The sequence below is a fragment of the Microbacterium sp. K35 genome (genome assembly GCF_004794375.1).
In the GTDB taxonomy this organism is placed as follows: domain Bacteria; phylum Actinomycetota; class Actinomycetes; order Actinomycetales; family Microbacteriaceae; genus Microbacterium; species Microbacterium sufflavum.
Genome location: NZ_SSDM01000309.1, coordinates 1 through 12,650, shown reverse-complemented (window position 1 = coordinate 12,650; position 12,650 = coordinate 1). Strand labels below are relative to the sequence as shown.

At 71.6% G+C, this 12,650-nt stretch carries 12 protein-coding genes and 2 pseudogenes; 9 read left to right on the top strand and 5 right to left on the bottom strand.

Annotated elements, in window-relative coordinates; translation table 11 throughout:
- The 5 genes and pseudogenes from DW299_RS12290 to DW299_RS12270 form a co-directional block, all read left to right on the top strand.
- Positions 1 to 238 (top strand): annotated as a pseudogene (locus tag DW299_RS12290) (putative immunity protein); the annotation flags it as partial.
- Between the two features lie 57 nt (positions 239 to 295).
- Positions 296 to 973: a response regulator transcription factor gene (locus DW299_RS12285; RefSeq protein WP_136030477.1), complete on the top strand. Its 678-nt coding sequence runs from the start codon at positions 296 to 298 to the stop codon at positions 971 to 973.
- A gap of 16 nt (positions 974 to 989) precedes the next feature.
- Positions 990 to 2,282, top strand: a complete 1,293-nt coding sequence (locus tag DW299_RS12280; protein ID WP_136036755.1) for a sensor histidine kinase — start codon at positions 990 to 992, stop codon at positions 2,280 to 2,282.
- A gap of 77 nt (positions 2,283 to 2,359) precedes the next feature.
- Positions 2,360 to 3,142, top strand: a complete 783-nt coding sequence (locus tag DW299_RS12275) for a hypothetical protein (RefSeq protein WP_240745396.1) — start codon at positions 2,360 to 2,362, stop codon at positions 3,140 to 3,142.
- A 30-nt stretch (positions 3,143 to 3,172) separates the two neighbouring features.
- Positions 3,173 to 3,400, top strand: a complete 228-nt coding sequence (locus DW299_RS12270) for an RNA-binding S4 domain-containing protein (RefSeq protein WP_136028492.1) — start codon at positions 3,173 to 3,175, stop codon at positions 3,398 to 3,400.
- Here the strand turns inward: DW299_RS12270 and DW299_RS12265 are convergent.
- Positions 3,340 to 4,314 (bottom strand): DMT family transporter, encoded by a 975-nt coding sequence (locus DW299_RS12265; RefSeq protein WP_240745395.1) that lies wholly within the window; start codon positions 4,312 to 4,314, stop codon positions 3,340 to 3,342. The genes DW299_RS12270 and DW299_RS12265 overlap by 61 nt on opposite strands.
- A gap of 33 nt (positions 4,315 to 4,347) precedes the next feature.
- Here DW299_RS12265 and DW299_RS12260 point away from each other — a divergent pair, with 33 nt between their 5' ends.
- Positions 4,348 to 4,971, top strand: coding sequence for a TetR/AcrR family transcriptional regulator (locus DW299_RS12260; RefSeq protein ID WP_136028493.1), 624 nt, complete (start codon positions 4,348 to 4,350; stop codon positions 4,969 to 4,971).
- Here DW299_RS12260 and DW299_RS12255 read toward each other — a convergent pair.
- On the bottom strand, positions 4,880 to 5,392 hold the full coding sequence (locus DW299_RS12255) for a hypothetical protein (protein WP_205814390.1): 513 nt from the start codon (positions 5,390 to 5,392) through the stop codon (positions 4,880 to 4,882). The two genes, DW299_RS12260 and DW299_RS12255, sit on opposite strands and share 92 nt — an antisense overlap.
- An 89-nt stretch (positions 5,393 to 5,481) precedes the next feature.
- Here DW299_RS12255 and DW299_RS12250 point away from each other — a divergent pair, with 89 nt between their 5' ends.
- Positions 5,482 to 6,156 (top strand): winged helix-turn-helix transcriptional regulator, encoded by a 675-nt coding sequence (locus DW299_RS12250; protein ID WP_136028494.1) that lies wholly within the window; start codon positions 5,482 to 5,484, stop codon positions 6,154 to 6,156.
- Here the strand turns inward: DW299_RS12250 and DW299_RS12245 are convergent.
- The 3 genes from DW299_RS12245 to dnaB form a co-directional block, all read right to left on the bottom strand.
- Complete coding sequence (locus DW299_RS12245; RefSeq protein ID WP_136036754.1) at positions 6,096 to 8,447, bottom strand: metallophosphoesterase; 2,352 nt, start codon at positions 8,445 to 8,447, stop codon at positions 6,096 to 6,098. The genes DW299_RS12250 and DW299_RS12245 overlap by 61 nt on opposite strands.
- Before the next feature lie 77 nt (positions 8,448 to 8,524).
- Entirely contained in the window at positions 8,525 to 9,271 is a 747-nt protein-coding gene (locus DW299_RS12240) for a LysM peptidoglycan-binding domain-containing protein (RefSeq protein ID WP_136036753.1), read from the bottom strand.
- Between the two features lie 73 nt (positions 9,272 to 9,344).
- Complete coding sequence (gene dnaB / locus DW299_RS12235) at positions 9,345 to 10,718, bottom strand: replicative DNA helicase (protein WP_062637804.1); 1,374 nt, start codon at positions 10,716 to 10,718, stop codon at positions 9,345 to 9,347.
- Between the two features lie 528 nt (positions 10,719 to 11,246).
- Between dnaB and DW299_RS12230 the strand changes: the two genes are divergently transcribed.
- Both DW299_RS12230 and DW299_RS19145 read left to right on the top strand, forming a co-directional pair.
- The gene (locus DW299_RS12230) at positions 11,247 to 12,281 is read left to right on the top strand and encodes a hypothetical protein (RefSeq protein ID WP_136036752.1); all 1,035 of its coding nucleotides are present in this window, start codon (positions 11,247 to 11,249) and stop codon (positions 12,279 to 12,281) included.
- 100 nt (positions 12,282 to 12,381) lie between these two features.
- Positions 12,382 to 12,650: pseudogene (locus tag DW299_RS19145) on the top strand (chaplin family protein); the annotation flags it as partial.

Sequence of the window (12,650 nt, the reverse complement as noted above, 5' to 3'; positions counted from 1 at the left end):
GAGCCCCACGGCGGCCGCGTATGCCGCGGTCGCCGTGGGGCTCGCGCATCCCGACGACCCCCGCGCCCGCGACCGGGAGGTGACGCAGCAGCTCGCCCTCCTCTCCCCCGCCGCAGCTTCGGCCCTGCGCTCCCTGCCCCTCCTCGGCACCGACACCGCCGGACCGCTCGGCCCCGGGCTGCTGGCCGCGGGCGACCTCGGCGCGGTGATCCGGCGGGTGCAGGCCGCACTCGCCTGACCCCGCTGCACGCCGCGCTTCAGCGGCGATTCAGCGTCGAGCCGCCACACTGGGGTGATGCGGATCCTGGTGGTGGACGACGAGGTGCGCCTGGCGGAGGGCGTGCGTCGGGGGCTCGAGGCCGAGGGCTTCGCGGTCGACGTGGCACACAACGGGGTCGACGGACTGTGGCGGGCACGGGAGACGCGGTACGACGCGATCGTGCTCGACCTGATGATGCCCGGCATGAGCGGCTGGAAGGTGTGCGAGGCGCTGCGGGCGGAGGAGAACTGGACGCCCGTGCTCATGCTCACCGCGAAGGACGGCGAGTGGGATCAGGTCGAGGCCCTCGAGACCGGCGCCGACGACTACGTCACGAAGCCGTTCTCGTTCGCGATCCTGGTCGCACGGCTGCGGGCCCTGGTGCGCCGCGGGGCCGTTGCCCGTCCGACCGTGCTGGAGGCCGGGGATCTGCGCCTGGATCCCGCGGCGCATCACGTATGGCGCGGCGACACGCCGATCAGCCTCACGGCCAGGGAGTTCGCGGTGCTCGAGCACCTGATGCGGCACCGCGGCCAGGTGCTCTCCAAGCGCGACCTGATCGCGGGGGTCTGGGACGACGACTTCGACGGCGACCCGAACATCGTCGAGGTGTACGTCGGCCATCTGCGGCGCAAGGTGGACAAGCCGTTCGGGCGCGCGGCCATCGAGACCATCCGCGGGGCGGGCTACCGGCTGGCGGCCGACGGTGGCTAGCCGGTTCCTCCGTTCGGTGCGCGGCCGGACGACGCTCGGCGCGACGGTGGTCGTGGCGGTGGCCCTGCTGATCGGCGCCTTCTCCTTCTACGGCGTGCTCAGCGCGAGCATCCACGGCGCCAGGGAGCGCGCCGCCGAGCAGCGCCTGGAGGAGCTGGTGCAGCGCTTCGAGGGTCCGGGGCGCCCCGGTCCCGAGCTGCTCGACGACGACATCGTGCAGCTGATCGGACGCGACGGGACCGTGCGTCGCGCGAGCGAGGAGGCGCAGGAGCTCCTCGGATCGGGGTCGCTGCCCGTGCATGACGACCCGCGCAGCTTCGTGATCGACGGCGAGCGGATGGTGGTCGTGTCGGACGACCTCGACGACGGTGAGAGCCTGGTGCTGGCGGTGCCGATGGAGGACGACGCGGAGACGCTCGCCACGGTCGCGACGCTGTTGGCCGTCGCCGTCCCCGCCCTGCTGGTGCTCGTCGCCGCGACCACCTGGCTCGTCACGGGGCGGGCCCTGCGTCCGGTCTCGCGCATCCGCACGGAGGTCGACGGCATTACGGCGGAGCGCCTCGACCGCCGCGTGCCCGTGCCCGACACGGGCGACGAGATCGCGTCCCTCGCGACCACGATGAACGGCATGCTCGACCGGCTCGACGCCGCCGCGACCGCCCAGCGCCGCTTCGTGTCCGACGCCTCGCACGAGCTGCGGTCGCCGCTCGCGACCATCCGTCAGCACGCCGAGCTGGCACAGTCGCACCCCGAGGTCACGAGCATCCGCGAGCTCGCCGACGTGGTGTCGGAGGAGGGCCTGCGCCTGCAGGGCATCGTCGAGTCGCTGCTGCTGCTGGCCCGCCTCGACGAGGGGGTGGCGGGTGCCGCGGAGCCGGTGGACCTCGACGACATCGCCCTCACCGAGGTACGACGCCTGCGCGCGGCGGGGTTCGACGTGGACGGGTCGGGCATCGGCGCCGCCCGGGTGTCGGGCGACCCCCGGCTGCTCGCGCAGCTCGTGCGCAACCTCGCCGACAACGCCGCCCGCCACGCCCGCGGTCGTCTGGCGATCGGGGTCACCACGGTGCAGCAGCACGTGTTCCTGACCGTGGAGGACGACGGGTCGGGCGTGCCGGCGGCCGAGCGGGAGCGGATCTTCGAGCGGTTCGTGCGACTCGACGAGGCGCGCAGCCGTGATGCGGGCGGCAGCGGTCTGGGCTTGGCGATCGCCCGCAGCATCGCGACCGCGGCGCACGGCACCGTCACGGTGGACGACTCGCGATGGGGCGGGGCGCGGTTCGTCGTGACCCTGCCCTCGGCGGACTGAGACGCCGCACGGCATTCCTGAAGAGCGCTTCAGGACGCTTCAGGGTGGCTTCAGCGCCCCCGGGAGACCATCGGGACATGGACGACAAGAACCCCACCCCCGAGAACCCCACCCCGGAGCAGCCCGGCACCCCGGAGCAGCCCGCCGCCGCCCAGCCCGCCCCCGCTTCCACGGCGCCCGCAGGCGAGGCGACTCCCCCGGCGAAGCCCGGACGCAAGCGCGCCCTGCTCATCGGCGGTGGCATCGCCGCGGCCGTGCTGCTCGCGGGTGGCGGGGTGGCTGTCGGCGCGGCGATCGGCGATGAGTTCGGCGACGACGACCACCCGTCGATGGAGGGACCGCGCCACGGCGACCACCGCGACGGCGACCACGGCCCCCGCGACGACGACGGTCCGCGCGAGGGCGACCGCGACGACCGGCCGGCCGGTGCGGGTGGACCGGTGACCGGTATCGGCACGGCCTCGATCGACGAGCTGCTCGACATCGCCGAGGCGGCGCGTGGAGCCGCGGACGGCGAGGTGACCTCGATCGACGCGAAGCGCGACGGCACGTGGGAGGTGCAGCTGACCACGGCCACGGGCGACGAGAGCGACGTGCGCGTGGACGACGACCTGAAGGCGTCCGTCGTGGCGACCGAGAAGGCGGACGACGACGACACGGGGCCGACGCTCACGCTCGACGACGAGACCATCCGGGCGCTGGTCGAGGCCGCGCTCGCGGAGGCCGACGGCATGATCACCGACCTCGACGTCGACGATGTGAGCCCCTACGACGCCTCCGTGCTCACGGCGGACAACCGCTCGGTCGACATCGAGTTCGATGCCTCCTTCGCCGTGGTCGGCACGGACCTCGACGACTGAGACGCGGCGGGCGGCCGATACGATGCAGGCATGACGAACTCCGATCCGATCGACGAGGTCTCCATCGGCGGTGAGGTCATCCGCCTCGGCCAGTTCCTCAAGTTCGCCGGTCTGCTCGATTCGGGCGGCGACGCGAAGGAGGTCATCATCGACGGCTTCGTGACCGTGAACGGTGAGGTCGACCGCCGCCGTGGTCGTCAACTGCACGATGGCGACGTGGTCGCGTTCGAGGGCCGGGCGGTGCGCGTCCGGCCCTGAGCCTCCGCCCCCTCGGTCCGCGCCTCCCGCTCGCCCGCGAGCACGAGCGTCACACCCCCGGCGCACAGGACGAAGCCGGCGGCGGTGAGCACGGTCAACGGCTCGCCCAGCAGCAGTGCCCCGGCGAGTGCGGTGGCCGGTGCGATGAGGAACAGCAGTGCCTGCAGTGCGGTGATGCCCACGCGACGCAGCAGCCACCAGTACAGGCCGTAGGCGCCGAGCGTCGGGAACACGGCGGCGAGCGCGACCGAGGTCCAGAACCCCGCCGTGGCCGGAGGGACGAGCGCTCCGGCGAGCAGGGCGATCACGAGCAGCACGACGGCCGTGACGGTGACCTGCACGGCGAGGGTCACGAGGACCCCCGTGTGCGCGGACGACCGCCGCTGCAGGAACGTGCCGATCACGAGGCACACCATCGCCGCCAGGGGCAGCAGGTAGGCCGCGGGAGTGGCCGCGGCGGAGCCGAGCTGGGAGTGCACGACGAGGGCCACGCCGATGGCACCCACCCCGAGCCCCGCCCACTGGGCGCCGCGCACGCGCAGGCCGAGGAGGGGGCCGACCAGGGCGGCGACGACGAGCGGCTGCACGGCGTCGATGAGGGCGACCGTCCCGGTGGCGATGCCGGCCGCGACGGCGCCCCACACGGCGGCGCAGTAGCCGAACTGCGCGAACAACCCGATCGCGGCCTGGACGCCGAGTTCGCGCGGCGTGACACCCCGTGCCGCCCGGGTCGCGCCGACGAGAAGGAGCAGCACGATCGCGAGGAGGACGAACCGCCAGACGAGAAGGGTGAGGGCGGAGGTATCGGCCGTGGCGAAGGCGGCGATCACGAAACCCGAGCTCCACGTGGCGACGAAGGCGACGGCGGCGGCGACGGTCAACGCCCCGTGAAGTATACCGATCTGTTTACTCATGATCCTGACTATACAGGGCGGTATACTCGTGTCATGCCCCAGGAGACCCCGCAACTCGTCCCCCTGACCCCGGGAGCACAGCGCGTGCTCGACGCCGCGTCCCGGCTGTTCTACGAACGGGGGATCCACACCGTCGGCGTCGACACCATCGCGGCGGCCGCCGGAGTGACGAAGAAGACGCTGTACGACCGGTTCGGCTCGAAGGAGGCGCTCGTCGTCTCCTACCTCCAGCACCGAGACGCCCGCTGGCGCGATCACGTCGCCGCGCATCTCGCCCGCGTGCCGGAACCGGGCGTCGACCGCGTGCTCGCCGTGTTCGACGCCGCCATCACCTGGTCCGACGAGAACAGCCCCAAGGGGTGCAGCGCGATCAACGCCCGTGCGGAGATCGACGGCGGAGACGACGAGCGCCTCGTGCTCGCCGAGGCGTCGCGGCAGAAGACGTGGCTGCTGTCGGTGTTCCACGAGCTGCTCGCCGAGGCGGGCTTCGACCATCCGGACCGGCGTGCCGAGGCGATGATGCTGCTCTACGAAGGGGCGATCGTCACGGTCGGGATGGGGACGTTCAACGGTCCGTTCCTCGTGGCCCGGGACTGCGCACGGACGCTCCTGGAGCCGGCGTCGCCGCAGGATCGGGCAGCACCGAGCGCACGGTGACGATCGTGAGCGCCACGAGCAGCACGACCAGGACCGTGTCGGCCGCGATGTAGGCATAGTGCGCCCCGTCGGTCCCGGGAGCGGCAGACCCCGCGATCACCAGATCACTGCGGCGGTTGAGCACGGGACGGATCACCGCGACCTCGACGGCGAACACGACCCAGATCGCGGTGAGCAGCACCCCGACGGTGCGCCCGGCGCGCGCCCGCACCGTGACGACCGTCAGCACGAGGAGCACGACACCCGCGAGCACGTTGAGCGCGGTGAAGACCAGGCGCCCGATGCCGAGTCCGATCGGGATGGTCACGCCCGGCGCCAGGAACTTGAGCGGCGCCTCGAGGAACGAGATGGCGACCATCGCGCCGAGCAGGAACGCGGGCAGCAGCAGTCGCAGTGCTGTGGTCAGACGCCCGCCGGTCATGGCCCCACGCTACCCAGGCGGCCGGGAGCCTGCGCAGACGCGGGCCGTGCAATTCGTCGGTTCTCCGACCTGCGCGGATAATAGGTAACATGCCACGTCCTATCGACGCCTACCGCGGTCTTGCCCAGTCGAGTCGCCTACGGGTCCTCGACGCCCTGCTCGACACCCCGGGGATCGGTCTCGCCGAGTTGTCCGCCATCACCGGCCTGCACGTCAACACCCTCCGCGATCACCTCCGGATCCTCGAGAAGGAGGGGCACGTGCGCTCCGAGGTCGAGCACACCGGCCGCCGTGGACGACCCCGGCTGCGCTTCGCGGTGGTGACAGCGACCGATCGCAACGAGGTCGCGGAGCGGCATCTGCGTGAGGCGATCCGGCACGGCGATCTCATGCGCGCGGTGCTCCCGGCGACCGAGTCCACCCTGCCGACCGACGCGACGCACCAGCTCGACGCGCTCTACCACCACCTGGACGAGGTGGGGCTGGAGCCCGAGGTCGACGAGGAGGCGCTGACGATCGAGCTCGCACCGTGCCGCTTCCACGCCCTGCTCGCCGACGACGGACCGGTCGCCTGCCGCGTGCACGAGGAGCTGCTGCGCTCACTGCTGGAGCGCGCGGGCGGACCGGTCGTGATCGATCGCGTGCTGCCGTTCACCGACGCGCATTCCTGTCGCGTGCACCTCGCCCTGCGCGAGCACGCGGCTCAGGGAAGGGTCTTGCCCTCCAGCGTCGCGACGAACGAGACGCCGGGAGTCGAGCGGTAGTTCAGATGCGTCGACACGGCGATCACGTTGACGCCGGCGCGCAGCGACGACGCGGGGATCGGGATCACGAGCGGTGAGGCGACCGCGGCGGCCGTGTTCGGCGCCGCGGTGGCGTACGTGGTCGAGGTGACGGCCGTCGCCGGCATGCGGAGCCGGCCGACCTCGACGCCGTTGACCGTCACCACCGCCCCGTCGTCCGCGCGCGCCGTGAGCACCAGCTCGGAGAGCTTCGCGGGGTCGGTGACGGTGAACGACGTGCGGAACAGCATGCTGATGGGGCGCTGCGTGGTGGGGGGTGGCACGTCGACGACGGTCGTGATGCCGCTGCCGAAGCCCAGCGGTGCGGCGCCCTGCCCCCACGCCGTGTCGTCGAAGGCGACGCCCGTCCATCCGGTCGGCCAGGCTCCGGCCGCGTAGCGGAAGCGCCAGGCGGCGTCGCTGCGCACGAGCGTGACCGGCACGGGCGTCGCCGCGGGAGGTGTGGTGACGGAGACCGTGGTCGCGGCGGACCGCGCACCGTCCGGCCCGATCGCGACCACCGCGTACGACACCGCACTCCCCGCCGGTGCCGCCGCGTCCGTCACCACCCCCGTCGCCCCTGTCCCCGTGAGCGTCGTCATTCCAGGGCGCGACACCTCCACACCGCTCACCGCACCTCCGGGGCCCGGCGACCACGCGATGTCCACGCTCGTGGGAGACGTGGCGGTCGCGGTGGCCGCGGGGGCGCCCGGAGGGTCCTGCGGGGGGTCGACGGTCGTGCGGCGTGCGGTCATCACCAGGTCGAACGTGCTGTCCGGCGTGCCGCGGTAGTTCACGTGGGCCGAGGCGGCGATCACGTTCGCCCCCTCGCGCAGCAGTCCGGACGGCACCGCGAACACGGCGGGGTCGGCGGTCGCGACACTCGTCGAGCGCACCGCGTCGGCATAGGTCGCGCTGGTCGGCGCGGGCGACTGCAGGTGCGAGGTGCCCAGCAGCGTGCCGTTGACCCACACCGCCACCCCGTCGTCGGCCCGGGTGCTCACGGTCACGCCACTGAGCTCGTCGATGTCGGCGAGGGTCACGGTGGTGCGGAAGAGCATCGCGCGCGCGCGGTTGGTGCTCGGCGGCCCGAGGTCGATCGAGGTGACGGCGCCGGTGCCCCATCCGAGTGGGGCCCTCCCCGAACCCCACCCGGAATCATCGAAGCCGAGGGTCGTCCACCCCGTCGGCCACGCCTGCGTCGAGTTGCGCCACTTCCACGTCGACCCGCCCGCGAGCAGCACCTCGTCCGTGCCGGGTTCCAGGTCGACCGGGAGGGTGAAGCGGCTCCCGGCGTCGGTCTCGTACTGCTGGAGGGTCGGCGAATAGGTGAAGGCGTCGACCGTGCCCGCGGCGGGATCGAACGTGTAGTACCGCAGCCAGCCGTTGCCCCCGTTCGCGCGGCTCTGGTAGTTCGACAGGATCTGGTGCACGGGCGTGCCGCAGGAGTTCGGGTCGGTGCGCCGCGCCTCGCCGATGTCGCCGTCGTGCCAGTGGCCGTTGACGACAAGGAAGATGGAGCAGTTCTGCGCCACGAAGTCGTTCCACAGCGTCACCGCGGACACAGGGGTGACGTCGGTGCGGATGACGTGCGTGGCGCGCGTGCCGCCCGTGTTGATGAAGCCGTGCGTGGCGAGGATGACCTTGCGGTCGGGGTGGGCGTCGAGCACGCGCTGGGCCCACGCGAGGGTGTAGGCGGGCGACTCGAACTCGAGGCTCAGCAGCAGCAGCTTCGTGTCGCCGACCGTGAGCAGGCTGTAGCTGTCCTTGTTCTTGCGGTCGATGCCGTCGGGCCCGAACTGGTTCTGCCCCAGGTATCCGCCGTACGACACCGTCGGGCTGTTCCACGAGGCGGCGGAGTACCGGCTCGGCGGGAAGTAGCTGTCGTACGTGCTCGACTCGCCGGTCGTGATGTCGAGGTCGTGGTTGCCCGGCAGCACCGAGTTCGGCACGCCCGCGTCGTCGAGCGTCTTCATGTACCGGCTCGCGCGCTCCCAGTGGTTCACGTTCGGCCACGACTCGACGAGGTCGCCCACCTGGATCACGAACTTCGTGTTGAGCTGCGCGCGGGAGTCGACGATCCACTGCGTCTGCGCGGCCATCGTCTGCTCGTACGTGCTCGACACGGTGTAGCCCTGTGTGTCGGGCAGCACCACGATCGTGAAGGTCTCGTCGGCGGCGGAGGCGACGGCGGGCACGAGCGCGCCGACCAGCATCACGGTCGCTCCGACCACCGCCAGCGCACGACGCCGTGCGCGCGTCCACGTCCCCATGTCGAACCCCAGTCCACTTCGACTGGCTCCGTCTTACACCCGCCGGGGCGGGAGCCACAAGGGCCTGTGGCGCGAGGTCAGGGGAAGAGCTGGTGCAGCACGTCCCAGTCCTCGTCGGCGAGGGCCTGCGTGACCACGGCCTGCCCCTCCGGCGAGACGTCGGGGCCGAGGCGCTGCCACACGACGCGCGCCGCGCCCAGGTCGCCCGCGGCGATCGCGTTCGAGAACTCGATGAACGCGTTGGCGTAGGGGATGGTGGAGGTGCCGGCCTCCGCCCGGAACGGCCCGTACTGGTCGATCCACGGGAGGGCGGGGTCGGGTCGGAGGATCAGCACGTCGCCCGGGTGCACGGTCATGCCGTCGACGTGGTTGTACATCGAGACGGTGACGTAGTCGATGCAGAACCGCTGGCCGATCGCGATCAGGCTGTCGCCCGGGGCGACCTCGTAGGCGAAGACCTTCCCGTCGTCGCCGAGCACGGGGGTGCCGTTCGCGAGGTCGGACGCCCCCATCTCGACGAGGTCGCCGAGCAGCTTCGCATGCGGCGCCTCTCCGTCCTGGGCGACGATGTTGATGAGCGAGTTCGTGGTGCACTCCCCCGGACCGCCCGCGGGCACGGAGACGCCGTCGCCGAGATCGACCAGGTCGCCCTCGCCCGGTGCGGACTCCGACTCGTCGACCGCGGCGGGGGCCGGTGCCGGCGCGTGCGTGAACGTCTCGGAGGGCGCGGAGACGGCGGAGACGACAGCCGGGACGGCGAGGGCCGCGACACCGGCGACCGCCACCCCCGCGACGACGGCGACGATGGCGCGGGTGCGGTTCATCCCGTCAGCTTGTCAGGATGCGCCCGCCCGCGCCAGCGCGACGGGTCCGGGCGACCGGCGGTCCGTGCGCAGATCAGTTGAAGTCGCCGCCGGGGGCCATGTCGGCGAAGCGGGAGTAGTGGCCCTGGAACGCGACCGTGATGGTGGCCGTCGGGCCGTTACGGTGCTTGGCCACGATCAGGTCGGCCTCACCCGGACGCACGTCCTTGTCGTACACGGAGTCGCGGTGCAGCAGGATCACCATGTCGGCGTCCTGCTCGATCGAGCCCGACTCACGCAGGTCGCTGATGGCGGGCTTCTTGTCCTGCCGCTGCTCGGGACCACGGTTCAGCTGCGACAGCGCGATCACCGGCACCTGCAGTTCCTTGGCGATGAGCTTGAGGCTTCGCGAGAACTCCGAGACCTCCTGCTGACGGGACTCGACGCGCTTGCCCGAGGTCATCAGCTGCAGGTAGTCGATGATGACCATGCGCAGCCCGGCACGCTGCTTGAGCCGCCGGCACTTGGCGCGGATCTCGACGAGCGTCATGTTCGGGCTGTCGTCGATGTAGAGGGGCGCGTCGTTGATGCGGCCGCGGGTCGCGGCGACCGTGGTCCAGTCGCGCGGGTCGAGCGTTCCCTTGCGCATGTTCTGCAGCGGGATGGCTCCCTCGGCGCTGAGCAGACGCATCGCGATCTCGCTCTTGCCCATCTCGAGCGAGAAGAAGATGGAGGGGAAGTCGTGGCCGATGGAGGCGGCGCGCGCGAAGTCGAGCGCGAGCGTCGACTTTCCCATGGCCGGTCGGGCGGCGACGACGATCATCTGGCCGCCGTGCAGGCCGTTGGTCAGCTCGTCGAGCTCACGGAACCCGGTCGGGATGCCCGTCATGGAGCCGTCGCGGCCGTTCGCCGCCTCGATCTCCTCGACCGCCGCGTCGACCGCGACCGTCAGCGGCACGTAGTCCTCGGCGGTCTCCGAACCGGTGACGGAGTAGATCTCGGCCTGCGCGTTGTTGACGATGTCGGTCGCGTCGCCCTGGCCGTCGTAGCCGAGCTGCACGATGCGGGTGCCCGCGTCGACCAGCCGGCGGAGGATGGCCCGCTCCGACACGATGCCCGCGTAGTAGCCGGCGTTCGCCGCAGTCGGCACGATCGAGGTGAGCGTGTGCAGGTAGTCGGCGCCGCCGGCCTTGCTCAGCTCGCCCGTCTTGATGAGCTCGTCGGTGACGGCGACCACGTCGGTCGGCTCGCCGTGCGAGTAGAGCGACAGGATCGCCTCGAAGATCAGCTCGTGCTTCGGGATGTAGAAGTCGGCGCCCTTGAGGGTCTCGATCACGTCGGCCACCGCGTCCTTCGACAGCAGCATGCCGCCCAGGGCGCTCTGCTCGGCGAGGAGGTCGTGCGGCGGGGTGCGCTCGGGCGGACGCTGCCCTCCCAGGCGCTCCTCCGAGATGTCGGCGATCGACACAGTGTTCCCTTCGATGCGACGGTTCCGATGCGGAACTCCGACAGCGGATGACGAGTGGTCGTCGGTGGTTCCACGCCCGCGCGGCGGCCGTTTCCAGACAAACAGGGGCCCCCGACATTCGGTCGCTCGACCACGCTATGAGCGGTCTCCACACGGTGCAACACAGCCTGTGGATAACCATGTGGAGAGCGTGCGGAGAAACGCGGAGTGTCTGTGCAGAACGGGTGTGGATAACCCGGTGGAGTGTGGTGAAGAAGAACTTTTTTATGACGCTTGACCTGGGATTTCTCGTTTCCCCACCCTGTGGATGGAAACGAGCTTAAATCGCGCGTTGAAGGTTTCCCCTGCTGGAGTGACATGTGTAGAACTTGGGGAAAGTCAAGCCGGAAATCCGCCGGGCGCGTCACGATCTGACACCACCCGTCGCGGTTGTAAATGGGCCTGGACAGGGTGGGACCCCGCGAGTATTCTGCTCCCCATCGACACACCCGTATCGATATGGCGTTGCCTTCAGAGGGGGAGGACGACGTGAGCGCTCGAGCGACCCGACGCGGCGTACCCGCCGTCGTTCTCTGGGGTGGCCTCGGCGCGCTCGCGTGGGCCGCACTCACGGTGCTCACCGGTGGCGGATCCGCTCACGCGGACGAGCAGAAGCCCGGCCCGCTCGACTCCCTGACCACCGCGGTCACGCAGACGGTGACCGCCGTGACGGCACCCGTCGTGAACGAGGTCGTCGCCCCGGTCGTGACCCAGGTGGCCGCGCCCGTCGTCACGCAGGTGGTCACCCCGGTGGTGACGCAGGTGGTCGCCCCCGTCGTCTCGCAGGCGGTCGCCCCCGTGCAGGCCGCGCCCGCCGTCGTCGAGACGGTCACGGAGACGGTCGAGAGCGTGCCGGTCGTGGGGTCGGTCGCGGCGCCCGTGCTCGGCACGGTGACGGACGCGACCTCGTCGGTCGTCGACACCACCACCGACCTCCTCGCGGACTCGCCCATCTCGCGCGTGACCGCACCGATCCTCGACGCCGTCGGCCGCCTTCCGATCGTCGGCGGGATCGTCGTCGACTCCGGCGCGTCCGACCTCGTGACCGAGGTGGTGGGCGTGGTCGATGACGTGACCGGCGTGATCGGCGGCACCGTCGACGAGACCGTGCCGCCCGTGATCGACGGCCTCCAGCCCGGAATTCCGCCGGTGAGCGACGGATCGCTCCCCGCCGCCGCGGTGGCTCTCACCTCTGCGTCCGCGCCCGCGTCCGCGCTGCCCGGCGCGACGACGCCCGGCGTGTCCGCCGCGATCTCCGGCGCCTCCGACGAACGCGCCGAGGGGGCCGCGCCTCCCGCCGACCCTGCCGCGGGCGATCACACCCCCGTGCCCGGCAACGCACCACCCGGTGCCCCCGCCGCCCCGTCTTCCTCCGCCACCTCCGGCGGAGGCACCCCGTACGCCCACGCTCGCCTCGGCGACGACGGCGTGCTCCCGCTCCGTGCCTGGGAGCGGGTTGCCGGCGCCTCGGACGATGCCCTTCCCGGCTCGCCCGTCGCCGACACCGACGTCTCTCCTGACTGACTGACCGTCGCGCCATCCCCGCGGATGGCAGATGCCGTGCTGCGCGCGCACCTCATCGCGTGCACCCATCAGACACCCCAGTCATGTCAGGAGAACCATCATGCGTACTTACGCGAAGCGAGCCCTGTGGGGCGCGCTCCTCGCCGGCGGGATCACCCTGCTCGGCGCGACGGCCGCCAATGCGGCCGAGACATCCGGAGACGACGGACTGCTCTCCGGCACCCAGGCGGTGGCGCCCATCACGGCGCCGATCACGGTCGTGGACAACGCGATCTCCGTGCTCGGCGATGCGGTGGCTCCCGCACCGGCCCCGGCTCCGGCCCCCGCGCCCGCTCCGGCACCGGCCCCCGCTCCGGCCCCCGCGCCCGC